A 24,293-nucleotide genomic window follows, 5' to 3' on the forward strand; every position below is an offset into this window, starting at 1 on the left:
TAGCTTTTTTTGCTTTTTACCCACTCACATATTTCCCATAAGGAATTTTCCTCAAGACATAAATTATTCCAATAGAACATAGTATTGTTAATAGCGTTGCAAAAGGTATCACCCAAACTGTACTCATATATTTGGAGATAAAAGGATGAATATAATTCAGGGGTAGTATATGAACCAAGTAAATCCCAAAACTATGTTCATCGACAATCTGAATCCATTTGGGAAGTTTGGCGTCTTGTGGTATTATCTTTTTGAAGAAAATAAACAAAAAGCCAGCTGCGAGAGCCGTATTTGGAAAAACATAATGATACCAATGGGGATTGTATTTATTTGCGGATAAACTCCATGTGTACGTCATGTAAGCTGTGAACATGGAAATCGAAATATATCCTATTATAGGTAGCCATTTGTTCCATTTGAATGATTTTACGGACAAATAATATCCTAATACCAAGTAACCTAAATAACCTGAAAAGAACGTAAGGTCAAATTTCGGAACTACAGGATAATAAAATTTGTTCATTACGAACATCGAAAGAAACCATAATACTAGAAATATCTCTAGTTCTCGTATACTCACCTGATTTATTATTTTGCGTAAGTAAGGAATAGCTAAATACAATCCAATAATCATATATAAATACCACAAATGTGCATTTGCGCCATGTAAAATTTTATCTTGTGCAATAGCGATGATTTTTTCTGACGACAATAACGAGAATTTCGTATACCGATAGAAGTAATAGATTAAATATATTATAGTCCAAAAAGCGAATGGATATATTAATTTGGTAATTCTCTTTTTGTAAAAAGTCCAAGTTTCTTCGTCCTTGTGTAATAATAATGCACCAGACAACATGACAAATATAGGAACAGAACATCGGGTAGCCGAATTAATCCAATTGGCGTAATTCCAATCAAAGCTATCGGCATCAAAGCGATTCAAAAAACCAGTGCTGGCATGAATCAATATGACAAACACTGTCGCTATGACACGTAAGTAGCTGATATAGTTGTTTTTTGTAGCCATTATGTAAAAATATTGAATATTGGAATAGGAATTGAACGTTTTCTGTCTATACGGTGGAATTTATTTCCGCAGAAAGCTTGAAAATTGAGTATATTAGAAGTGATTATATTAATTGATAAAAATGGGTTTTGCGACAAAGAAAACTAAAAGATGGGAATTTGGACAACTGAAATGGACTTTTTTGTCTATTTTATTTTTTGTTCCGCCGATACATCCTTTGGTGATGATGTCGCAAGCTTCCAAAAGTAAAGTGCGTTCTTGGTATGCGTTAGCGTGGGTATTATTAGCTATTCAACTTGGCTTATTCTTTTCATTTTATTATTTCGCGGGTGCCATGTCTTCAGGCATGTTGGCAACTATTGTTGGATACATAAGTTCGTATATCGTAGGTAATGGGCTGTTATTAGGGCAATCCAAAGATTATTTGCAGCGTATAGAACTTTCGGAAGTCAGACAATTGACTTGGGTCAATAACATTGCGCATCAGCGTCGATTAGAATTGGCGCAAGCCGAAGTGGAAACGCCACAATCATTTGTTACTAAGTTGATGTTTTTTCAAAAAGCTATTCTGAATAGAACGTTGCAAGCCCACACAGAAAAGATTGTACGCATGTTTCATTTACTGGAACAACGTGATATTATGGAAGCTGAAAAATTTCTGGTAAGGCATGGCACTGTGGTCAATGTATTGCGTGAATATTACGATTTGGAACAAACAAAATTGAATAATGCCATAACCTTAGAATCTAAAAACAAGTTGGAATCGGTTTTGGTGCAAGCATCTTCGGCTATTGAGCAAGATGTGACAAATTTGATTAAATACCGTTTGTTGGATGTATCTGCTGAGTCAGATGTGTACATTCAAACGCTAAAAAATAAAAAACTACTTAATGACTAAAATATGAGTACAATAGATTTGACAACTTACGACGATAATACACCGAATAAGAACCAAGAAATTCAGGTTAACTTTTCGGAAGAAGATAAAGCGGTAATCAAACAATATAAGGATAAAATAAACTTGCAATCGACTACGGATATCATTCAATTTGGTGTAGCGAGTCAGACGAAAGTAAGTAATTTTTCGAATGAAATCTTAAAGCAAGTTCGAACAAAAGATATGGGCGGTGCAGAGGATATTTTATTGAATCTACGTTCGGATATCAAATCTTTTGATGAAAATCTAAATAAAAAGCCGTTGATTCCTTTTTTTGATACATTGAAGAAAAAGGTGCAACGAATGCGTACAGAGTATGCTTCGGTGGAAAAAAATATACATCAAATTGAACTAAAATTAGAAGGGCATTATAAAACCTTGTTGAAAGATGTCAATATATTTGATAAGCTTTTCCAAGAAAACCAGAATTATTTCAAAGAGCTTTCTTTGCATATTGCGGCAGGAGAGGAGAAATTGCAAGAAGTACATTCGGTGACGTTGCCACAATTACGAAAAGAAGCGGAGGAATCGGGAGATCAACACAAAATCCAAGCATACAAAGATATGGAGCAGCATGTCGTACGTTTTGAGCGTAAGATTCATGATTTGAAGTTAACGCGTATGGTCGTTTTGCAAACTGCTCCACAGATTCGTATGATCCAAAGCAACAGTTCATCGCTGATGGAAAAAATCCAATCCAGTATTGTGAATACTTTACCGCTTTGGAAAAATCAAATGGTATTGACTTTGGGTATTGCGCATTCGCAACGTGCTTTAGAAGCACAGAAAGCGGTGACTGATGCAACAAATGAATTGTTACGTAAGAATTCTGAAATGCTCAAAGAATCTACAATCAATGTAGCACGTGAAACGGAACGTGGAATAGTTGATATCGAGACGATCAAAAAGGCGAATGTTGACATTATCAGCACAATCGAACAGGTATTACAAATTCAACGAGATGGTCGCGAAAAACGTAAAGTCGTAGAGCAAGAATTATTACAATCCGAAAACGAATTAAAGCAAAATTTGCTGAAGTCTTCAGACGATTCGAAGTTAATAAATTAGTAAGAGCCGCTTTAAGCGGCTCTTGTTAATTATATACGTCATTTCGATGTTAGGAGTAGGAGAAATTCAATTATTTTATTCCTCTATCAGGGAAATTTCATAAATATCAATTCTCTTGATACTTTCATCTTTTCCTTCAGCTGTTATTTCTTTGTATAGTTCAATATAAGTAGCTACACCATAAGCTGAATTATATTGATACGTATTATGGAAGTAAATGTCCATTTGCAGATCTTTAAATTCTTGTTCGTTAATAGGTTTTTCTTTGTTTTCGTATTTTTTGAAAAAATCAAAAACTTTTTCCATGAAATTTCCTTCAACTGTCATCTCTTGGATTATAGAGATAAAATCATTTTCTTGGTCGTATTCATCACAATACAGTATTCCATTCATGGTGATAGGAGCGTTTAAAATTGGTGCAACAATTTCTTCTTCAAATGGAATGGTATCTCGAAGATTGAGTGAAGCACCCAAAGCATAATGTAAAGCATGTATGTCTTGCGCATATGTAGTAATTAATGACTTCGGATCTATGGAACCTATAAATCCCTTTATAAATTCTAGTGTTTTTTCATCATTCGTTTCTGCGCTTAGAATATTTAATAATCTTTCGAAGTCATAAGATATCTTCTCGGAAAGTTCATCCTCATCTATAATACGCTTAAAGGCCCCTAACTCATTTGTTTCATAATCGAATTTTATAGTAGATAACTCAATAAGCTTTTGTTGTATGTTTTCTTCTAAATTACTCAACTGAGGCGTTGCAAATACATCTAAAGTTCGATAATAGCTGATAATATAGTTTGAATCTGTAGAGTCTTTTACTGTGATTTTAAAATTGAAGGAATTTTCAGTGGTCTTTGATTCTTTAGTACTACTAGAATCAATAGATATTTTTAAGACAGAATAATTTAAAGTTTCTCCCTTAGATATATAGGAAATCAAATTAATAGTTTTGGTACTATCACTTTGACCATAACAAACATTAATAAGAATTGTGGCAATAAGGAATAAAAGTCTTTTCATATTGGGTTAAAAATTTAAACTAAAAATGCCAATATTATTTGGCATTTTAAGTTTAAATTTTACATTTCCCAACGTTTTTTAGGGACGCAGGTAATATCTTGCGTTTTGCGGAGAGTAATAGGTTTGGACTCAAACTTATTTTGCAAGACGATGCTATCAGCAGCAATAGAAATAATTTTAAAGCGGGGCAAATACTGACCATTTTTGTAGCAGCCAGATATCTTTTGTTTGCCGTTTGGACGTGTATATACGCCTTCTACGACTAAACTATCGCCTCGTTGTACGTATACACCTTTAGCATATTCTTTCCAATTTCCATTCTGGAAACAAGAGTCAGGCATTGTTTTGGTTTTTGCATGGACATCCATTACTGCATAAATGGAATCACAACGAAAAGTGAATTCGTGAAGCGTGTAGCTCAACAATTGTTCCTTATTGTCAACACTATCTTGCACCCAAACACCTTGAAGATCTTTCACGCCTTCAGTCTGCATATCCGAATGACGGTAGCAGCTCGAAAAAGCGAAAAGCATACCCAGCAAAATTGATAGGTATGCTCTTGTTAAAGTGTATTTTTTCGAAAGTTTAATCACTAAGCTAATTTTAAACTTCCAACCATTTCTTCTGGTTTCACCCATTCGTCAAATTCTTCAGCTGTCACATAGCCTAATGCGATAGCTGTTTCTTTCAACGTAGAGTTGTTTTTGTGTGCTGTTTGTGCAATTTCAGCAGCTTTATAGTATCCAATTTTAGTATTCAATGCTGTTACCAACATCAATGAATTATCTACTAATTCTTTGATACGTGCGTAATTAGGCTCGATACCTACAGCACAATGCTCTTCGAAAGAAACACAAGCATCACCGATAAGACGAGCTGATTGTAAGAAATTAGCTGCCATTAATGGCTTGAAAACGTTCAATTCATAGTGACCTTGCGTACCACCAATAGTGATAGCGACATCATTACCCATTACTTGCGCTGCTACCATTGTCAAAGCCTCACATTGCGTTGGATTAACTTTACCGGGCATAATAGAGGAACCTGGTTCGTTTTCAGGTATTAAAATCTCCCCAATACCCGAACGAGGGCCTGAAGCCAACATACGGATATCGTTCGCAATTTTATTCAATGAAACAGCCAATTGCTTTAATGCGCCGTGTGTTTCTACAATAGCGTCATGTGCCGCTAAAGCTTCGAATTTATTAGGTGCAGTCACAAATGGATGACCCGTAAATTCTGCAATATATTTAGCTACTACAACATCATATCCAGCAGGTGTATTCAAACCTGTACCTACCGCAGTACCGCCCAAAGCAACTTCTGCTAAGTGAGCTAAAGTATTTTTAACAGCTTTGATGCCATAGTTTAATTGCGCTACATAACCTGAAAGTTCTTGACCTAAAGTCAATGGCGTAGCATCCATCAAGTGTGTACGGCCGATTTTCACCACGTTCATAAACTCTTGAGATTTACGTTGTAATGTATCGCGTAATTTTTCTACACCCGGAATTGTGATTTCTACTACCGCTTTGTAAGCTGCGATGTGCATTCCCGTAGGGTACGTGTCGTTTGAAGATTGTGATTTGTTTACATCATCATTCGCTTTCAATACAGGCTCACCTTCACCGATTTTGCCACCAGCCAATACTTGCGCACGGTTAGCCACAACCTCGTTTACGTTCATGTTGGATTGTGTACCCGAACCTGTTTGCCAGATTACCAATGGGAATTGATCATCCAATTTACCAGCTAAAATTTCGTCACAAACTGCAGCAATAGCATCACGTTTTTCGATAGGTAATACGCCTAATTCGTGGTTTGCATATGCAGCAGCTTTTTTCAAATAAGCAAAACCTTCAATAATTTCTTTCGGCATAGAGCCTGAAGGTCCGATTTTAAAGTTATTACGTGAACGTTCAGTTTGTGCACCCCAGTATTTGTCTGCAGGCACTTGAACTTCACCCATTGTATCTTTTTCTATTCTGAATGACATGATAGTAAAGTTTTATTTTTTTGTGTCCCAAAGTTACTGAATTATATATAGAATAGAAACTTGAAGCTACATATGAAAAACAACTTTATTGTCAAAAAATAGTATATTTAATAATCTTTCACTCTAATTATATGCTACGATGAATGCTCATAAGTCAACAGGTTTTATTTTATCACTTTGTGCTTTTATTCTTATTTTTTCATGTGTAGGCGAACGTGGTTCTGATACTAATAATTCAGATTCTACATCCGCGACACTTGATACGACTCAAAGAATAGATCAAGATGTTTTTGGTACACTTTGGACGTATGATGCGGAGGGAGATAGTATGGTCAAAAATGATATTCCAGATGACTTGACTGTTGATTTTGTGATGGATGTACTCAATAGACGTTATGAAAAGTTAGACTTAAGTCTCTCAAGAACTTCTGCTGACACAGTATTTGTCAAGTTAGGTGATGTTTCTTATTTAGAACAATTGGGTTCGACAGGCAACTATGCTTTCATGGCTGAAGTTGTGTATTGTTTGACTGAAGTTCCCTATGTTAATTTGGTAAATTTTGATTTTCCAGAATTGGATCATGCTTCACCCGGAATTTATAGAAGAGAAGACTTTGACAATAAAATCGTAGAATAATTACATGCCCAGTCGCTTTTGCATATGCTCTTCGATATGATGAAACAATTGTCTTGGTTTTAAAGTGCGCCAAGGAATTTCATTTAAGAAGCCTCCAATGTTCAAATAATAATCAATATTCTGCGATTGCAATTCTTCAATAACGTGCTCGCGGAAATGCAAGCCTGCAATCCAACCATCTTCAATATCTTGAAACCATTCTTCGTAATAGGAATCATCAGAACCGTGGAAATTTAGCACATTCTCACCTATTAAAATATATTTGGTGATACCTTCGCCAATCATGATGTCGATTATCTCTCGCTTGAGCAGCATAATGTCATTGTAAATGGCGTCATTCCACTCTCCAATAAATTCAATCACAGCAAACTGTTTATCGTAATCCGTATAGATGACTTTCAGGTAAAGTGTCTGTGAACCAAAGTCATCCCATTGGGGATGTAAAAGGTAGTTATACACTTGTTTATCAAATTCGAACTCATTGTAAACCGTGCCGTAGAATGGAGATTTCTCATCATCCGCAGCAATATATTCATGTCTCCAATTGTAGAAAGGTTCGATTTCGTGCATAAATTCCAAATTAAATTCAAAGATTGGTAATTATTTATTGATAATAAAGAGATTGGAATACAATTTGTTTTAATAAATATTGAATTATCTATACATTAAATAGAATTAACTGTTATTTTTGCTCACGCGTTTATTTCATGCAAAAAGGTACTGGAAGGAATCTATTTGTAGCTGCTACTTATGCTGCTACGCTTTTACTCGGATTGATACTGGGGCAAAATTACGTTGCGCAACAGAATAACAATCCAGGTGTATCGCTTGTGCCGATTGGACTTTCGGATAATTCGTACAAAATCCAGCAAGTTCTTGATTTGTTGTCAAACTCGTATGTGGATAGTATTGATTTGGATTCTTTGCAGAATGGCGCAATAAACCACATTATTTCGCACCTTGATCCATATTCCACGTATTTAGTTCCTAATGAGTCCAAAAATCAAAATGAACTTTTAGAAGGTACTTTCGAAGGTATAGGTTTAGATTTTTTTAATCTCAATGACACTTTACTGGTAGTTGGGGTGGTGGGAAATGGTCCCGCAGAAAAAGCTGGTTTGAAAGTAGGTGATCGTATAATACGTATTGATACGACATTTGTATCTGGACGAAACATTGGGCAAAAAGTTGTTGACCGATTGATGCGTGGCAAGAAAGGCTCTGTCGTAAATATATACGTGAATAGAGAAAACGCGCCATCGAACCAATTGTTTAAAGTGAAGCGTGACCAGATTAATGTGAGTTCTATCGATGCTTCATATCTATTGGAACCGCAAATTGGTTATGTGAAAATTAGACGGTTTGGTCTGAAGACCGCCGATGAATTTAAAACATCCATTATCGAACTTAAGAAACAGGGTGCTAGTAATTTAATCTTAGATTTGAGAGATAATGGTGGTGGTTATTTTCACATTGCCATAAAAATAGCAAGTGAATTTTTCGCGGATAAGAAGCTGTTGGTTTACACGCAGGGTGCGCACGAAACAAAAAGGGAATATTTTTCTGATGGAAATGGAAATTTTGCATCCGGTAAATTGGTTGTTTTAGTCAACGAATCTTCGGCTTCCGCTTCAGAAATCGTTGCGGGTGCATTGCAAGATTGGGATCGCGCTACTGTCGTAGGACGCCGTTCCTACGGTAAAGGTATTGTGCAGGAGCAATTTGATTTCTTGGATGGTTCACGCATTAATTTGAGTATTTCCCGTTATTATACGCCTTTAGGAAGATCTATTCAACGTAAGTATACGGCAAACTGGTCCAATATGGTTGATTATGTGACTATGTATAGAGGATTGTGGGCTTTGGATACAACATATACCAGCAATCAAATTTTCAAAACTTTGGCAGGACGTGAATTATTCAGTGGAGGTGGCATTAGTCCAGATTTTACTATAAATATCGATTCCAATGCGACCAGCCTGTTGTACCAAGAAATTCTGAAATCCAGCTATATCGAACAGTTCGTCTACGAAAGATTTACAAAGCTGTTGCCCGCATATTCAATTGAGAATTTTCTTCAAGGTTATAGACTTCCACAGCAAGAATATGATACGTTTATTGAATACCTGAAACAACGAGGTCTCGTGATCAGCGAGCGTAAGAAACGTGATCTATTAAAACTTATTCAATCGGATATAGAAGCGATAGTTGGACGTTATTATTTTGGCAGAGAAGCTTATTTCAAGGTTAAAAATAGATATGATAATTTTGTGGAAGTTGGACTGCTGCTTTTGCGTCCCGCGCCTACTGATGCTGCTTCTTAATAAATCAAATCGGCCCAAATAGGGTAGTGATCCGATAATTTCTCTTTCAAAATACCGTAATCATCTATATTAATCCTCTTGTCAGTCATGATATAATCAATCTGGAAGATGGGTAAAATGCCGAAATAGGTCACACCCCAACCAAACCCCTTTTCTTGAAAAGCATTATTCATATTCTTACTCAAAAGATTGACACTGTACGACATTGGCGTATCGTTAAAATCGCCCATTACCATATAAGGATATGGACAGCTTGAAATGTGTTTGACCAGTGTGCTTGCCTGATTACTGCGGCTCGTAAACGCTCTTTTTAATTTACGCCCTAATTTCTTAGTTTGCTCTTCGTTTTTCACCTGTTCGGTAGGTGATTTTTGAATGAAGTCTTTATCTTCTTCTTGCAATGCAAAGGACCGTAAATGCACATTATACACGCGTAGCGTATCTGCTTCACGTTTTATATCTGCGAAAATAATACGGTTAACACCATATCCATTTTCTTCAATCGCTCCTGAATTGATTATCGGATATTTCGAATAAATGGCCTGTCCATATCCTTCGTAATCATTTTTTTGGAAGGGTTCGAAGTAATAATCCTCAAAGGCCCCTTCGTCTCTAAGTGTTTTTGTAAATTGTTTAGAACCTTTTAGTCTACTGTAAAATTCTTGGAAGCAAGCTACATCGGGATTTATAGTTCGTACGAATTCAATTGTTTCTTCCCTAAACTTATTTTTTTTGTTGTCGTAATGTTGAAAGAGGTGCACATTAAAACTCATGACACGAACGATTGTATCCGCTTTGATAAGAATTTTATCGTTTTTATTTTTAAAATTTATATGTTGAGTTAGGAAAGACCAGCCAGCAACAATCGCCAGTAGGCTTAACAATACATTCCGTTTTTTACGTAAAAGCCAATAAAAAATAAAGCCACAATTGATAAATAAAATGGGTGGATAAGCTAATCCAAAGAATGCTATTATCCAAAATTCGCGTGGGTCAATAAAAGAAGCACAATAACTTAATAGCAAAGCTACTACAGCCAAAACATTAGCCGTAAAAACTGTCTTGCTAAAGAAACCGAGTTTTTTCTTACGTAAAAACGGTTGGTTTTTCATCAATCTCCTTTTTTGCTCGCGCGAAATAGCATTTCTTTCTCTCGAGGAGTAAGACTTTCATAGCCTTTGAGCGAAATTTTATCTAATATTTGGTCAATCTGTTGTTGATCTGGATATTCCTGATCCTTGGTTTTGTTTGTTTGTGCGAAATTTCCTTTTACTACTTTCAGTTTGCTGTTTTTCCTTTGGAAGATTAAGCTCCAATCTTTTCCACGTTGCAATTGGCTCGTAAACAACATTCCTGCAAACACAACGATTAAATAACTCAATGCAGCAGCTTTATTTGTTGTCACTAAGAAAGCGAATTGAAGTCCTAAATAGACAGCTGCAATCCATTTGAATTTGATCGTGCCTAAAAGCAATAGACGCAGTTCGGAATTTGGCACTAATAACGCTAGACTACTTATCATAGCACCAATTCCAAAAGCAATTGTACTCCATGTTAATCCTGGCGTATGGAAATAGGGAATAAACCCAAGCGCCAAGAATAATGTCGCGCCGAATGTTAATCCGCCAATGAAAACGGTGTTTAATTGATGTTTACTTAGAAAATTTAAATATAGATTGCCAATCCAATACAACCAGAGGCAGTCAAAAAGTAAATTCCAGAGACTCGAATAAATAAATGGATGTACGATGAATGACCAAGGCTGTGCTATGAAATCTTGTATGCCGATAGGCAGCACAGTTTTATTTAACAGCAAATTATACAAATCCACTGAAGTAGTCTCCGAAAAGGTAAGAAGGTCAAAAATATGCAAGAGAATGAATAGGACAACTTGTCCTGTAATAACGTACGGAATAATGGATGTCGTTTTGTACGTGTCTCTAAAAAATGTTTTCAAGACATTCTCTTTCATGTTATTCATTGTTAATAATATCCTTTTTTGTAGCCCCACATCTTAATCATAAGATAACCGAATAAAGCACCACCAACATGTGCTAGATGCGCTATGGAAGAACCAGAATTATTAAAACCTAAGTATATTTCGATCAAAATATATCCGCCAACGAAGTATTTTGCTTTGATAGGAACAGGAATGAACATAAAGTAAAGCGGCATATTTGGGTAGAAATAGGCAAATGCCAATAATAAACCAAATATTGCACCCGATGCTCCAACCATAGGTGTACTATATATATCTGCAATGGTCGACATACTGTCTGCATCTAAACCACTATCCAAAGGAAAATATCGCCCAAATTGAGGAACATATTGGAGTGTTGATTTGACAAATGGTGTTCCCATTATATTTGTAACCTCTATAGCTTGTACACCATATTGAAGAATTAATGCGCCTAAAGCTGTAACGATATAATAGTTTAAAAACCGTTTTGAACCAAACAGACGCTCTATAATAGGTCCAAACATCACTAACGCAAACATGTTGAAAAAAATATGTGTAAAATCCCTATCGCTATGCATAAACATGTAGGAGATAGGTTGCCATACTTCAAAAAATGGTGAATCAGGGTAATACACACCTAATAAACGATTTGCATTTGGAAATATCATGGTGCCCACAAAACAAATGATATTTATTATCAATAAGTTTTTGACTACAGGCGAAAGGTTTCCTAAAATATTATTCATCTAATTTAATACGATTAAATTTTGTCAAATTTCTCCATCAATTCTGCTAGTGTGAGCGTGATGATGGTTGGTTTTCCATGTACAGATATATTTGGGCTTTCGCACGCAAATAATTTGTCAATTAATTCTTCAATAGCATCGTTATTCAACGAGATTCCCGCTTTTATGGCTGCACTTTTAGCCAAAGATTTAGCAAGATGGTCTCTTTTGTCTACTTTTAGTTCTGTGCGATTATGTTTATAATCTTCCAAAAGTTGTTCAATAATCTGCTTTTCGTTGATATTATTTCCCAAATCTGCTGGAATTCCATCTACAATATAAGTAGTTTTTCCGAAAGGTCTTAATTGAAAGCCCAAAGTTTGTAATTCTGGAAGAATATCATCCATCAACTCAAAATCCGAAGGGGATAAATCTATCGTCGTCGGAAACAAAGATTGTTGACTACTACCTTGATTATTTTCCAATTGCTCTTTGTATTGCTCGAACAAAATACGCTCATGCGCGGCTTGTTGATCAATCAGCATAATGCCAGAATGAATTTGCGAAACGATATATCTATTGTGTATCTGGAAAAAACTTTTTTTCGATTCTGCTTTCGGAATGATTACAGGTCGCTCATCTGTTTCTTGCTCTTCTGTATCCAATAAAGGCAATTGCGTAGGTGTTTCTGTTTCTGTGATTTGATACAGTGTATCCCAATTTTTAGGAACGGCCTCGCGTTCGAATCGTGAACTATAATCATTCGATCGTGAATTATTTGAAGGCCTTAAAGAACCGATTTCACTTTCGAAAGGATTAAAATTTGGATTAAACGTAATTGTAGGCGCTTGTATTTCATCAATAGGCTTAGAGGAAATCATTCCACTAAAGCTAGTTTCTTGATCAAAATCAAGTGATGGCGTGATATTATAACGCCCTAATGAACGTTTTACGGCAGAACGAATTATCGCATAGATTGCTTTATCGTCCTCGTATTTGATCTCTGTTTTTGTAGGATGTACGTTGATATCAATTTTGGATGGATCAATATCGATAAACAATACATACATTGGAAAAGTCTCCGCTGGTAAAATCTCTTCATACGCATTCATCACGGCATGATTCAAGTATGGATCACGGATAAAGCGTTTGTTTACGAAGAAAAATTGCTCACCTCTAGTTTTCTTGGCATATTCTGGTTTGCCAATAAAACCAGTTAAATTTATAATCGAAGTTTCTTCTTCAACAGGAACTAATTTTTGGTTATAATTATTCCCAAAAAGATGCACAATTCGTTGCTTGAGAGTGCCGGGAGTCAAATGAAACAATTCATTATTTTCACTATGAAGACTCAAGAAGATTTCTGGATTAGCTAAAGCGATGCGTTGAAATTCGTCTATAATGTGGCGCATTTCCACAGAATTGCTTTTTAGAAAATTTCTACGCGCCGGAATATTGTAAAAAAGATTTTTTACTGAAATACTTGTGCCAGCGGGCAATGCTTCTGGAAATTGATTAACTACTTTGGTACCTTCAATCTGAATAACTGTCCCCAATTCATCCTCAATGCGTCTTGTCTTCAATTCAACTTGCGCAATAGCGGCGATAGATGCCATAGCTTCTCCGCGAAATCCCATCGAACGGATGGCAAACAAATCTTCAGCTTTACGAATTTTGCTGGTTGCATGACGCTCGAAGCATAATCGTGCGTCCGTAACACTCATTCCACAGCCATTATCAATGACTTGAATTAACGTTTTTCCAGCATCTTTGACAATAAGTTTTATACGATCCGCACCAGCGTCAATAGCGTTCTCAATCAGTTCTTTGACAGCTGAAGCGGGTCTTTGTACCACTTCTCCAGCAGCAATTTGATTGGCTACTGCATCAGGAAGCAATTGAATAATATCCGACATACGGCACAAAGTTACAAAAAATAATATGGCTAATTATTTGTCTAATGTATAATCTACGGCATAAAAAAAGGCAGCCAAAGCCGCCTTTTATAACTATTTAAAAGTCAATTACTAGAGTGTAATTTGACGTTTTATACTTTCTTCTAACGAGATAATTGTTTCGGTACGTTGAATACCTTTTAGTCCTTGTATATCTTCATTCAACACTTTACGAAGATGTGCTGTATCGCGACATACAATTTTTGCAAACATACTGTATTGTCCTGTGCAATAATGTAACTCAACAACCTCTTTGATGTTTTTCAATTGTGCGACTGCATCCGAATATTGAGATCCTTTTTCTAAGTAAATTCCCAAAAAGGCAGTAATATCAAATCCTACTTTCTGTGGATTAATAATTAAATTTGAACCATGAATAATCCCTAGTTCTTCCATCTTCTTCATGCGTACATGAATTGTACCACCTGATACAATTAATTTTTTCGCAATTTCAGTGTATGGAATCGATGCATCTTCCATTAAAATGGACAAGATTTGAACATCAAGATTGTCTAAATCGTAATTAGAATAATTTTTTTCCATGAATGTGATTTTTTCCAACAACCGCGAACTCCATCGCGATAATTGTGATATTTAGCTTTTGTTAGAGCAGAAACTCAATTGTTATTTTAATAGATTGATGTATTCTACAGACAATCAGAAAATATTCTTTCTGCGAATGAACCAATTTTTAGCCATAACGGTTGAATCTTTTGCAAAAATAATAACAAAATTTGATATTTTATTTGGTTTTTTTGAATAAATGCAAATTAAAATTAACATATTTATATAATATGACATTGTTTAAAATTTATTAGCTTTAATTAAAAAAATAAACTGTGAAGGGAAGATGGAAATAGAGGATGTAATTATTTCACGTAAGAAGCCTATTTATCCAGTTGGGCATGGATTGGCAAAATATTTAAAGATGTATCAACGTGATGCAAAATTGCCTATATCTTATTTTGATTTATTGAATTTTCAGGAAACAGTGCCAGTTATGGATAAATTTGGCAACGATACTTTCTGGGAAACACCTTTGTACCCGCCGTACATGCAAGATCAGTTGTATGATGGCTTGAAAATCATTTATGCCAAGCTGAAAGCTTCGGGAAATACGCGCATAGTGCAACACAAAATCATTGATCGCATCGAATATTGTGCTTTCGGAAATACAAGACCTTTTCGGATTCGTATTATTAATAGGTTGAATGATGTTTACGACTATTTTTATATCAAGCAAGCAGATGCTTCACGGATCTATGGCTTGGAATTGGAAGAAATTTTGTCTCCTAATCAAGTGAATTATCTATATGATTTCGAAACTTTGGTTGAAGAGCATATCGTAGGTATTCCAGGAGATGTATTTAGTAAAACCAGAATTACGCATCCAGATTACAACCAAACACGTATTGCTAAAGAGTTCGTGAAATTTAATGAGCGCTGCACCATAGCTTTGTTGGGTGATATGCGGGCTTATAATTTTGTGATGCAGATAACACCAGATTTTGATGATTTTCAATTTCGCATACGTGCAATTGATTTTGATCAGCAATTTTATGAAGGCAATCCGAAGGTCTACATGCCACAATTTTTCAAAGAATGTTACCCATATGTGAAGTTGTGTATGGAGCATTTGACGGATAAAACAGTTTTGCAGTATCAGCAAGAGGAGCGTTCCTCTATAGTTCATCGTGTGCGCAGCGAGCGCCATCGGATTAAAGATTTGCGAGATGCTTCAAGAGGACAGGAATTGTCTACGCAAGAAAATATCAGGAGCTTACGCGAAGGTTATGCAAAGATTTATGCTAATGACCAGTATTACCGTTGTAAAACAATGACGGATATTGTAGAATTAAATGTAAAAAATGTAGTTCGTTCGGTACAAATCTAGCGTACTCTATTTTCGTTGTCTTTGACAAAAGCTGACCAGCCCGAATAGCTTTTAGAACCTGAGGTGGTATTTTGCTGAAAGGAATGACAAACTGCCACCGCCAAGCCATCTGTCGCATCTAAGAATTCGGGTGTTTCTTTAAATCCCAGCAAGGTTTGCAACATCGCAGCCACTTGTTCTTTGCTGGCATTTCCACTGCCTGTTACAGATTGCTTAATCTTACGAGGCGAATATTCAAAAATCGGAATATCTCTACTCAGTGCTGCTGCCATTGCGACACCTTGCGCACGGCCTAGCTTCAACATGACTTGAATGTTTTTTCCATAGAATGGCGCTTCCAAAGCCACACAATCAGGATTGTATTCATCAATCAAAGCCAATACTTTTTTAAAAATACGTTGCAACTTCAAGCCATGGTCATCCAAATGTCCCATTTTCACCACACCTAATGTTTCGAGCGAAACCTTTTTTCCGGTTTCTTTCACTACACCATAGCCTAGCACAACTGTACCGGGATCGATACCAAGAATAACACGCTCTTTGGCCTTTTGTTTTAGCATACAGCAAAAATACGGTTTTGCTTAGGCTTTTTATCTATTACGATTGTTTTACATAAAATTATTGTTAAAATTGTGCGACCAAAAGGAAAATGCTGACAAAGACGCAAAAGAAATATTTCAATTATACCCTCAAATTGACTATCGTTGGTTTGGCATTTTGGTTTATTTATACTAAAATCAATAATCAAAAAAATTTATTAGAATTTAAGTATCTAATCAACAGCATAAATACCACTGCTATATACTGGACAATTGGAGTTGTTGTTTTTCTAATGTTTTTAAATTGGTTTTTTGAAGTTGCTAAATGGCAATATCTGATTAGAGATTTGGAAGAATTGAATACTTGGAAAGCTACCAAATCTGTTTTTTGTGGTTTGACATGGGCTATTTTTACACCAAACAGAATTGGCGAATACGGCGGTCGTATTATGCTATTAAAAGTAGAAAATAGAGCTAGAGGCGCTGTGTTAATGGGGGTTGGTTTGTTTGCTCAATTAGTTTTAACTAGTGTTTTTGGTGCGTTAGGTATTGCCTGGTTTGTCTCTACTTTTTTAGAAACTCCATCTGCCGTACAATTCGGGATTTGGATATTGGCAGCGATTTATGGACTTGCTTTTATATTGTTATATTTCAATGTTTATTGGGTCGATATCTTAGTAAATAGATTTAAAATGCTTCAGAAAATTCAGCCTTTTTTTGATGTGCTAAGAGAAGTAAATGTTTCTCAATTAGGTTATGTATTATTACTTTCCTTAATTCGTTTTATAATTTTCACATCACAATATATATTGTTAATGCAAGTAATTTTGCCGGATCTAGCTTTACTTCCAATGATTCTGATGATTTTTATTTTATTCTTTGTGCAGTCGGCATTACCTACTTTAGATATTTTTGATTTCAGTGTACGCAGTTTTGTTGCAAGTAATTTGTACGCTTATATTACGACGCAAGATATTGCGGTGATGGCAATTGTTTCTTTTATTTGGTTTGTGAATCTGATTCTTCCTGCTATTATAGGGTCGTTTTTTGTGTTGAATGTAAATTATTTTGGTGATAACAATTCTTAATCTCATCTTGACTCTCTGTGCACTTGTCTATGTGCTGATTGTGGTTTATTTACGCAAAGGATGGTCAACTATACCATTTTTTTCGGCAGATAAAACATCTGATAAAAGGGTTTCTATTCTTATTGCTGCGCGTAATGAGGAGGAAAATATTGCAAGAACTATTGATGCTATATTAAATCAAAATTACCCTACTTCACAATTGGAATTAATCATTGTTGATGATCATTCTACAGATAGAACAGCCGAAATCGTTCGGTCTTATGGAGATAGAGGCGTCAAATTGTTGCAATTGCAAGTAGGTGATAAGCTCAATTCGTACAAAAAGTATGCAATCACGAAGGCGATAGAAATGGCATCGGGCGAAATAATTGTGACAACAGATGCGGATTGTCGAATGGGACGCAATTGGATTCGGACAATTATGGCTTATTTTGATCAAAATGATAGTTTTTTGGTTTCTTCGCCTGTGGCTTACTCCGAAGAAAAATCGAAATTCGAGGAATTGCAAACGCTAGAATTTTTGTATTTAATTGGTCTTGGAGCTGCAGGAATCGGAAACGGCAATCCAACGACTTGCAACGGTGCAAATTTAGCCTACCGTCGTGATGTTTTTTTTGAAATGGGTGGTTTCAAAGGGATTGATAATTTGGCGTCTGGGGACGATGAACTTTTTTTACATAAAGTAGCTGAAAAGTATGCAGATAGAATTGGTTTTTGCAAATCCCGTGAAGCAATTGTGTATACGGATGCGAAACCTGATTTGACTTCGTTTATTAGTCAACGTAAACGTTGGGCTTCAAAAAGTACAAAGTACAAAGACAAGAAGGTAATTGTGTTGGGTGTCTGTATTTGGTTGTTCAATTTGGCTTTAATATGCTCGTTGCTGGGATTTCTACTTTTATTGCCTGCTCAAAATTGGTGGCTATTGACGGCATTTGGCTTGAAGATGTTGGTAGAATTGCTGTTTATGATTCCAGTTTTATCTTTTGCTAAAAGATCTGAATTACTTAAATATTTACCGTTTCTGACGATCATCCATACTTTTTACCTCGTATATATTGGTGTAGCGGGAAATATTGGGAAATACGATTGGAAGGGTAGAAAGGTGAATTAACCTTCTACCTTGCCGCGAACTGTATCTTCTGCTAATTGCACAATTTCTTCCAAAGATAGCCCTTCAGTTTTCAATGGATCTAATATTTCCCACTTCAATGGCGTGAAAGGTCTTAAGGGAAACATGCCGTAACTCGTCATTTCGTAAGACCCTGTGATCGCCACAGGAACAATCAATGCACTTGGGTTTTTCTTCACTAACGTCGCAATCCCGCCAATGTTAAAATGTTTCATTTTACCATTACGCGTTCGCGTACCCTCTGGAAATATGAAGGCAGACCAATTTTTCTGTTTCATATTATTTGCCAGTTTCAAAATTTCGGCAATTGATTGTTTTGGATCTTTACGGTCAATATTAGCAGCACCACCATGTTTCAAATTAAACGATATGCTCGGTATTCCAGCTGTTGCTAACTCAATTTTGGAGATAAACTTGCCGTGAAATCTGCGTAGAAAATAAATCATCGCTGGTATGTCGTACGTGCTTTGGTGATTTGCAACGAAAATAATGGGTGTATTTAGCGGTAAATTCTTGTTGTCAATAAATGTAACTGTATTGAAAAGAATATAATTACAGTGTGTCAAGAAGAAATTAAGGATATCTACACTTCTTTTGTGCGCTGAATAACCTCCAACTTTCAAGCATACCCACTGAATAGGATGGAAAATAATCAACAGAAGGACAAAAGCCAAATAAAATATTGGGGTAAGAATAAATCCTAAAATTTTTCTCATGTTTCGATTCACTTAAAATTTAGCAAATATAAACATAAGGTTTCGAGTATAGAAAACAACTTTATGGCTTAATATCTGGAATAATATATTCAATTATATTAATATATGGTTTAATATAATTGAATTAATTTTTATATTTGTTTATAAAAATATTATAAACATGAAGTTGCCTGTACAATGTCCTAGTTGTGAAAAAAAACTCAGTGTATCCAAATTGGTATGTCAAACTTGCGAAACTGAAGTTCTCGGTAAATATGGAATGCCTTTATTTATGCAGTTGTCGACGGAGGAGCAGGAGTTTATTTTAGAGTTCTTAATGAGCTCAGGAAGTCTAAAAGAAATGGCTAATAAGATGGGAAAAAGTTATCCAACTGTTCGTAATAAGTTGGATGATTTGATTGTGAAAATAACAAGTTTGAGAGATGAGAAATAGTGTGTATACAGAAAAACAAAGTTTCTGGACATGGTGGCTTATCTTGTTATTTGTCCTAGTATGGATGAAGAAGCTACAATCCATATACGTTAGCAATTGGAAGATTGATAACTCCAGCTATGTTGAGTTGGGAATTCTTTTGTGTGTTTTTCTGTTTTTAGCATTCGTTCGTTTGCATACAAAGATTGACGAAAAGGGAATTAGCATTAAGTTTTTCCCTTTTGTACGAAAGAAAACCTGGCTTTGGGAAGATATTGATGATCTTTATATCAAAGAATATTCGATCACAGATTATGGAGGTTGGGGTTATCGGGTAGGTAAAAACGGGACAGCCTACAATACAAAAGGCAAATATGGCTTACAATTGTTGCTTAAAAATGGTGCGCGCTTAATGATAGGTACTCAAAATCATGAAGAATTACAGCATATAATCGAAACATACAGAAAAACGAAATCATGAAAACCTTAACCAATCCGTTTGAAATTTATAGAGAAAGAAATTTACTGATTATAGGTGTGGTATTTGCGATATTGACTGGGTTAGTTTCCAGTTATACCAGTCACTTGCTATTCGGCTCTCTAAAGGTAATTAGCAACCAAAAACAATTGTGGTATGAAGCGATTCTCAATATTGCCATTACATTATTGAGCAATACAATAATGTTGTATGTATTTGCAAGACTGCGTTATGTAAAAACTCGTTTTGTTGATGTGCTAAATGTCGTATTGGTTTCTCATCTCGTATTGTATCTAATGCTGTGTTTGACGGTGTTGCCTCTTGTGCAAAATGCAGTTACTGCTGTAGAATTGGAAATATTGGATAAGGGTTTTGCAGCTCCAGAACTTTCGAAGGTACATATGATTACATTGGTAGGTTATGGTCTAGTTGTGATAAGTCTTTTATTCTATTTCTTCTATTTGCTCGTAGTCGGAATGAAAATTGCAATGAATAGCAAACGTAAACTGGATGTATTCTTACTTATTCTGTTAGTTTTTGTTTGGAATACTATTTTGCAATTTTTAAATCCGTTTTTAACGACATGAAATATTTAAGTATAGTTCTTTTTTTAGTACTACAATCTTGTGTGGGGTTTAGTCAAGATTTGATTGGAAGTTGGTCGGGAAAGTTGGATTTTGGTGTACAAAAGTTAACGTTTGTAGTGCATATCAATCAGACGGATGGCAAGTGGATAGCCAAAGCGGACAGCCCAGATCAATCGGCATTTGGAATTCCATTCCAAATTGACGTAAAAGGTGATTCTATCTTTCTAAATAATCCAAAAGGAATTAGCTTAAAACTTAAACATGGTGACGATGGTAAATTAAAAGGTCATTTTTCTCAAAATGGCATGACAATTCCTGTGGTACTTGAAAAAGGAGCTGCGGTTATTCAGCCTAAAAGTTCAGTGAAATTTCAGACTCCAAAACCACCTTATGCTTATGATACTGTGGATGTGGTTATTCCCAATACCTATTCTGACATTAATTTGGCGGGAACAATAACTAAACCCAAAGCAAAAGGTAAATATCCAGCTATAATCTTAGTTACAGGGTCTGGTCCACAAGATCGCGATGAAACATTATTTGGACACAAACCTTTTAAAGTATTGGCAGATTATTTAACCCAAAATGGAATTATTGTATTACGTTACGATGATCGTGGGGTAGGTATAAGTGACGGCTCTTTTGAAAAGGCAACGATTGATGATTTCAGTAAAGATGCTTTATCTGCATTGGATTTTTTGAAAAAACAACCAAATGTTGATATCAATAAGATTGGGATTATTGGTCATAGTGAGGGCGGTTTGATTGCAAATTTGTTAGCGGGACAGGGAGTTCCAAATCTTTCTTTTATTGTGACATTGGCTGCTCCTACAATTCCTATTCGTGATTTGATGGTGGAACAATTGTATAGCGTAGGCAAATCAGAAGGAATGTCAGAATTCCAGTTGGCAATGGCCAAGGAAATCAATAAAAAGAACTTTGATGTAGTCAAAAGTAATCTTGGTACAGAAGAGGCGTATGCACAGCTCAAGAAAAATATGAATATTTTAGAAGAGTCGGATAAGAATGTAGCTATTCGCAAAGAAATGTTAACCTTATTAGCTCCAGCTTATCGCTATTTTGTGCGAATCGATCCAACAAATTTTATCAAAAAGATTTATATTCCTGTTTTTGGGGCATTTGGAACGTTGGATGTACAAGTTCCATCTACGTTGAATCTTAGAGGATATCACGATAATCTTCCAAAAAATTCACAGACAGTTCTAAAAGAATACTATGGAATGAATCACTTGTTCCAAAATGCTAAAACTGGCAAAGTTTCGGAATATGCACAAATTGATGAAACCATAAATGAACAAGTACTTAAGGATATAGCAGGGTGGATAAAGGGATTTTAAACGAGATTCGCCAATCAAAGTAATGATTGACGAATCTTTTTTTAAGGTGTCGTATTCGATACAGGTAGTATTTTGCCATTATAGTATTTGCTGCCATTTTGGGCGAATTCAGCTACATAACGACCCATTTCGAAAGCCAAAGTTCCTGCTTCCATACCTGGAAAAGCAGCTTCAAACATTTCTGTCTGGGATGATCCTAATGCCAAACAATTTACCTTTATATTCTTGTCTTTAAATTCTTCAGCTAGGGATTCTGTTAAGATTGCCAAAGCACCTTTACTTGCCGAGTAAGCACTTAAGCCAGCAAATTTCGATGAGCCCTGAAAACCTCCCATACTGCTGATATTCACGATATGCCCTCCTTCTGTCATCATAGGTGTAATATGTTTAATCATATTGATGTGTCCTAATAAATTGGATTGGAGCATTTGTGCGAAGTCTTCTGTTGAAGTTTCCAAGAACGGCTTATTTATCAGTGCACCAGCATTATTAATCAAAATATCAACTTTGTCAAATTTAGATTTAATGAATGGAACTAGAGAGTCAGCATAATTATCATAAACAATGTCAAATTGTGCTGGGTACAACATTCCGCCATCAAAATTTAAGTCCGAAGATATTTCGTGCAATCGACGCAATTTGTCAGCAGATCGTGCCAAAGCAATTACATTATTTTCTTTGTTTGACGTCAAATCTAGGACTGTTTCAAAACCAATTCCACTGCTTGCTCCTGTAATAATAATATTTGCCATGATTAAATTTCTTCAGTTTTTTCGTTGTCAATAATTTCTTTTTCTACTTCTTTTGCGGATGGTAATTTATTTTCACCTAATCCTGATGGTCTGAAAATAATATATAAACCCGGTAGTGAGGTAATTAAAGATATAAAGTAAAAAATCAAACTTATAGTTCCTGCCAATTGTCCACTCACGCCTAAGTATGTGGCTAGTGCTATCGAAGAGGTGTCACGAACACCTAAAGCACCTCCAATAGATGGAATGATGGCGGTAATGGATGAAATTAAAAAGATCAATAGATGGGGCGAAAATTTGTCTTCGTGATTTAATGCTAATAAAATCAAGATAACAGAAAGGATCTGAAATCCTTGTACGCCCATAGCTTTGATATGTGTCTGCAAAAATCTTTTTGCAAATGGTCTAAAAAATAGAAATAATACATACAAATAAGCTGCACTTCCCATGATTGCCACTGCTACAGTGATATAGTTTGGAATAGCGAAACGAGGCATAAATACCACAAAAGCACAACAAAATATAGCCACAGCCCATAATCCACTCAATCGATCAAAAAACACAGCACTCAGAAGTTTTTTTGTAGGTATATTATATTTTTTCTTTAAGAAATAAACCTTGTAAGCATCACCTCCAACTCCGCCAGGCAGAAAGAAATTGTACAAAAGTCCAAGCCAATATAATTTGATGTTATACTTCTCCGAAAGTTTGAGATGTATGGTTTTAAAAAAACTGTTTAATCGAGAAGATGCAACTAACTGCGAGGTAATATAGCTTAAGAAGGCTAGGAACAAGTAGAAAAAGTTGGCATTTATAATGGAATCCTTAAATTCATGGAACTTTAAATTCCTGGATAGCCAATATAATGCTATAACCGTAACCAGTACTTTGAAGATATTTTTTGCTATCTTGAGTATTTTCTGTTGAGTCATATGATAAGGTACATTGCTTGCAAAAGTAAACAATCTCTACAACATTGATTCTTTCGAAATATAAAATTACTTATGGTATGATTTTTGGATGACATGGCCTATTTGGTATGCGATTATTTTATATTTGTGTACTAACGTTCAAAATGAAAATAAACAAAATAATTATGCGTAAACATATTCTTTCGATGCTATCCATTTTTACAGCGATAGCTTTATTGTCAAGTTGCGGTGCACAACGCAAAGATGCTGGAACAAATACTAACTCTACATCAAGCGCTGTATCATCTTCAGGACCATCTGCATCGCAGTGGCGCAATGGCGTAAAAGGCAATTGGGTGTTAAGTTCAGTGACACGTCAAGATATTCCACAGTCGTATACGATCAAAAATATTTTTGACGAAGCTCCAGTAGATTGTTTTATTGGTAGTGTATGGAATCTTCCTACAGGAAATTATAAAGGAAGTATTACTTTCAATTCCGCGGGAACATTATGTGCAAACGGAGCTGTCAGAACTATTATTTGGTCAATCTTTAATCCTAAAGATGGTGGAGAACCAGAATTTCAATTTAAAAAATTGTATGCTGGTGATAAAGCAGCGAATGTAACAACAGGTTATCGTTTGGGTTTAATGTTTGCAGATGGTCAGACATTAACCATGAAAATGCCAGTTCCTTTGGATAACGGAACTACTGGACACTTGGTTTTAAATTTTACAAAACAAGCGAATTAATAAGCATAAAAAAAAC

Annotated in this window: 26 protein-coding genes; 12 read left to right on the plus strand and 14 right to left on the minus strand. The window is 35.5% G+C overall.

Annotation, left to right across the window (positions count from 1 at the left end; genetic code table 11):
* Positions 1–16: 16 nt before the first annotated feature.
* Entirely contained in the window at positions 17–1,030 is a 1,014-nt protein-coding gene (locus tag GOQ16_RS00850; protein WP_160066968.1) for an acyltransferase, read from the minus strand.
* A 121-nt stretch (positions 1,031–1,151) separates the two neighbouring features.
* On the opposite strand from GOQ16_RS00850, the gene GOQ16_RS00855 reads away from it, so the two are divergent.
* The gene (locus GOQ16_RS00855) at positions 1,152–1,928 is read left to right on the plus strand and encodes a 5-bromo-4-chloroindolyl phosphate hydrolysis family protein (protein WP_160066970.1); all 777 of its coding nucleotides are present in this window, start codon (positions 1,152–1,154) and stop codon (positions 1,926–1,928) included.
* A gap of 3 nt (positions 1,929–1,931) precedes the next feature.
* On the plus strand, positions 1,932–3,035 hold the full coding sequence (locus GOQ16_RS00860) for a toxic anion resistance protein (protein WP_160066972.1): 1,104 nt from the start codon (positions 1,932–1,934) through the stop codon (positions 3,033–3,035).
* A 75-nt stretch (positions 3,036–3,110) separates the two neighbouring features.
* Here GOQ16_RS00860 and GOQ16_RS00865 read toward each other — a convergent pair whose 3' ends face one another.
* From GOQ16_RS00865 to fumC, 3 genes are read right to left on the minus strand one after another with little or no spacing between them, the layout of a single operon-like run.
* Positions 3,111–4,061 carry a hypothetical protein gene (locus GOQ16_RS00865; RefSeq protein ID WP_160066974.1) on the minus strand — a complete coding sequence of 317 codons (951 nt, stop codon included), beginning with the start codon at positions 4,059–4,061 and terminating at the stop codon, positions 3,111–3,113.
* A 59-nt stretch (positions 4,062–4,120) separates the two neighbouring features.
* A complete protein-coding gene (locus GOQ16_RS00870; RefSeq protein ID WP_240140936.1) occupies positions 4,121–4,699 on the minus strand; it encodes a fumarate hydratase in 579 nt (192 codons plus the stop codon).
* Positions 4,654–6,057: a class II fumarate hydratase gene (gene fumC / locus GOQ16_RS00875; RefSeq protein WP_160066976.1), complete on the minus strand. Its 1,404-nt coding sequence runs from the start codon at positions 6,055–6,057 to the stop codon at positions 4,654–4,656. The genes GOQ16_RS00870 and fumC overlap by 46 nt, the downstream gene beginning before the upstream one ends.
* A 139-nt stretch (positions 6,058–6,196) precedes the next feature.
* Between fumC and GOQ16_RS00880 the strand changes: the two genes are divergently transcribed.
* Entirely contained in the window at positions 6,197–6,694 is a 498-nt protein-coding gene (locus GOQ16_RS00880) for a hypothetical protein (RefSeq protein ID WP_160066978.1), read from the plus strand.
* Here the strand turns inward: GOQ16_RS00880 and GOQ16_RS00885 are convergent, their stop codons facing one another.
* Positions 6,695–7,264 carry a hypothetical protein gene (locus tag GOQ16_RS00885; RefSeq protein WP_160066980.1) on the minus strand — a complete coding sequence of 190 codons (570 nt, stop codon included), beginning with the start codon at positions 7,262–7,264 and terminating at the stop codon, positions 6,695–6,697.
* A gap of 137 nt (positions 7,265–7,401) precedes the next feature.
* Between GOQ16_RS00885 and GOQ16_RS00890 the strand changes: the two genes are divergently transcribed.
* Positions 7,402–9,018 (plus strand): S41 family peptidase, encoded by a 1,617-nt coding sequence (locus GOQ16_RS00890; RefSeq protein WP_160066982.1) that lies wholly within the window; start codon positions 7,402–7,404, stop codon positions 9,016–9,018.
* On the opposite strand, the gene GOQ16_RS00895 is transcribed toward GOQ16_RS00890, so the two are convergent.
* The 5 genes from GOQ16_RS00895 to GOQ16_RS00915 form a co-directional block, all read right to left on the minus strand.
* Positions 9,015–10,130 carry an endonuclease/exonuclease/phosphatase family protein gene (locus GOQ16_RS00895; protein ID WP_160066984.1) on the minus strand — a complete coding sequence of 372 codons (1,116 nt, stop codon included), beginning with the start codon at positions 10,128–10,130 and terminating at the stop codon, positions 9,015–9,017. The genes GOQ16_RS00890 and GOQ16_RS00895 overlap by 4 nt on opposite strands.
* The gene (locus tag GOQ16_RS00900) at positions 10,130–10,990 is read right to left on the minus strand and encodes a DUF6576 domain-containing protein (protein ID WP_160066986.1); all 861 of its coding nucleotides are present in this window, start codon (positions 10,988–10,990) and stop codon (positions 10,130–10,132) included. The genes GOQ16_RS00895 and GOQ16_RS00900 overlap by 1 nt, the downstream gene beginning before the upstream one ends.
* Positions 10,991–11,001: 11 nt before the next feature.
* On the minus strand, positions 11,002–11,724 hold the full coding sequence (locus tag GOQ16_RS00905; protein ID WP_192922497.1) for a rhomboid family intramembrane serine protease: 723 nt from the start codon (positions 11,722–11,724) through the stop codon (positions 11,002–11,004).
* Between the two features lie 14 nt (positions 11,725–11,738).
* Entirely contained in the window at positions 11,739–13,619 is a 1,881-nt protein-coding gene (gene mutL, locus GOQ16_RS00910; RefSeq protein WP_160066989.1) for a DNA mismatch repair endonuclease MutL, read from the minus strand.
* A gap of 111 nt (positions 13,620–13,730) precedes the next feature.
* Entirely contained in the window at positions 13,731–14,201 is a 471-nt protein-coding gene (locus tag GOQ16_RS00915) for an Lrp/AsnC ligand binding domain-containing protein (RefSeq protein ID WP_149913951.1), read from the minus strand.
* Between the two features lie 307 nt (positions 14,202–14,508).
* Here GOQ16_RS00915 and GOQ16_RS00920 point away from each other — a divergent pair, with 307 nt between their 5' ends.
* Positions 14,509–15,552, plus strand: coding sequence for a hypothetical protein (locus tag GOQ16_RS00920; RefSeq protein WP_160066991.1), 1,044 nt, complete (start codon positions 14,509–14,511; stop codon positions 15,550–15,552).
* On the opposite strand, the gene ruvC is transcribed toward GOQ16_RS00920, so the two are convergent.
* Positions 15,549–16,112 carry a crossover junction endodeoxyribonuclease RuvC gene (gene ruvC / locus GOQ16_RS00925; protein ID WP_160066993.1) on the minus strand — a complete coding sequence of 188 codons (564 nt, stop codon included), beginning with the start codon at positions 16,110–16,112 and terminating at the stop codon, positions 15,549–15,551. The genes GOQ16_RS00920 and ruvC overlap by 4 nt on opposite strands.
* Positions 16,113–16,201: 89 nt before the next feature.
* Here ruvC and GOQ16_RS00930 point away from each other — a divergent pair, with 89 nt between their 5' ends.
* Positions 16,202–17,179, plus strand: coding sequence for a lysylphosphatidylglycerol synthase transmembrane domain-containing protein (locus GOQ16_RS00930; protein ID WP_240140937.1), 978 nt, complete (start codon positions 16,202–16,204; stop codon positions 17,177–17,179).
* Positions 17,163–18,293, plus strand: coding sequence for a glycosyltransferase family 2 protein (locus GOQ16_RS00935; protein WP_240140938.1), 1,131 nt, complete (start codon positions 17,163–17,165; stop codon positions 18,291–18,293). Before GOQ16_RS00930 ends, GOQ16_RS00935 begins: the two co-directional genes overlap by 17 nt.
* Here GOQ16_RS00935 and GOQ16_RS00940 read toward each other — a convergent pair.
* A complete protein-coding gene (locus tag GOQ16_RS00940) occupies positions 18,290–19,027 on the minus strand; it encodes a 1-acyl-sn-glycerol-3-phosphate acyltransferase (protein WP_160066997.1) in 738 nt (245 codons plus the stop codon). The two genes, GOQ16_RS00935 and GOQ16_RS00940, sit on opposite strands and share 4 nt — an antisense overlap.
* Positions 19,028–19,187: 160 nt before the next feature.
* On the opposite strand from GOQ16_RS00940, the gene GOQ16_RS00945 reads away from it, so the two are divergent.
* Genes GOQ16_RS00945 through GOQ16_RS00960 form a run of 4 tightly spaced genes read left to right on the plus strand, consistent with a single transcriptional unit; the run spans position 19,188 to position 21,862 of the window.
* Positions 19,188–19,460: a DUF2089 family protein gene (locus tag GOQ16_RS00945; RefSeq protein WP_160066999.1), complete on the plus strand. Its 273-nt coding sequence runs from the start codon at positions 19,188–19,190 to the stop codon at positions 19,458–19,460.
* Entirely contained in the window at positions 19,450–19,920 is a 471-nt protein-coding gene (locus GOQ16_RS00950; protein WP_160067001.1) for a hypothetical protein, read from the plus strand. The genes GOQ16_RS00945 and GOQ16_RS00950 overlap by 11 nt, the downstream gene beginning before the upstream one ends.
* Positions 19,917–20,504 (plus strand): hypothetical protein, encoded by a 588-nt coding sequence (locus GOQ16_RS00955; protein ID WP_160067003.1) that lies wholly within the window; start codon positions 19,917–19,919, stop codon positions 20,502–20,504. The genes GOQ16_RS00950 and GOQ16_RS00955 overlap by 4 nt, the downstream gene beginning before the upstream one ends.
* Positions 20,501–21,862 carry an alpha/beta hydrolase family protein gene (locus GOQ16_RS00960; RefSeq protein WP_160067005.1) on the plus strand — a complete coding sequence of 454 codons (1,362 nt, stop codon included), beginning with the start codon at positions 20,501–20,503 and terminating at the stop codon, positions 21,860–21,862. Before GOQ16_RS00955 ends, GOQ16_RS00960 begins: the two co-directional genes overlap by 4 nt.
* A gap of 41 nt (positions 21,863–21,903) precedes the next feature.
* Here GOQ16_RS00960 and GOQ16_RS00965 read toward each other — a convergent pair whose 3' ends face one another.
* Both GOQ16_RS00965 and GOQ16_RS00970 read right to left on the minus strand, forming a co-directional pair.
* On the minus strand, positions 21,904–22,614 hold the full coding sequence (locus GOQ16_RS00965; protein WP_160067007.1) for an SDR family NAD(P)-dependent oxidoreductase: 711 nt from the start codon (positions 22,612–22,614) through the stop codon (positions 21,904–21,906).
* A 2-nt stretch (positions 22,615–22,616) separates the two neighbouring features.
* Entirely contained in the window at positions 22,617–23,546 is a 930-nt protein-coding gene (locus tag GOQ16_RS00970) for a lysylphosphatidylglycerol synthase transmembrane domain-containing protein (RefSeq protein ID WP_160067009.1), read from the minus strand.
* Positions 23,547–23,710: 164 nt separating this feature from the next.
* On the opposite strand from GOQ16_RS00970, the gene GOQ16_RS00975 reads away from it, so the two are divergent.
* Positions 23,711–24,277: a hypothetical protein gene (locus GOQ16_RS00975; RefSeq protein WP_160067011.1), complete on the plus strand. Its 567-nt coding sequence runs from the start codon at positions 23,711–23,713 to the stop codon at positions 24,275–24,277.
* The last annotated feature ends 16 nt before the right edge of the window (positions 24,278–24,293 follow it).

Origin of the sequence: Sphingobacterium bovisgrunnientis, assembly GCF_009829085.1 — a bacterium.
Lineage (GTDB): Bacteria > Bacteroidota > Bacteroidia > Sphingobacteriales > Sphingobacteriaceae > Sphingobacterium > Sphingobacterium bovisgrunnientis.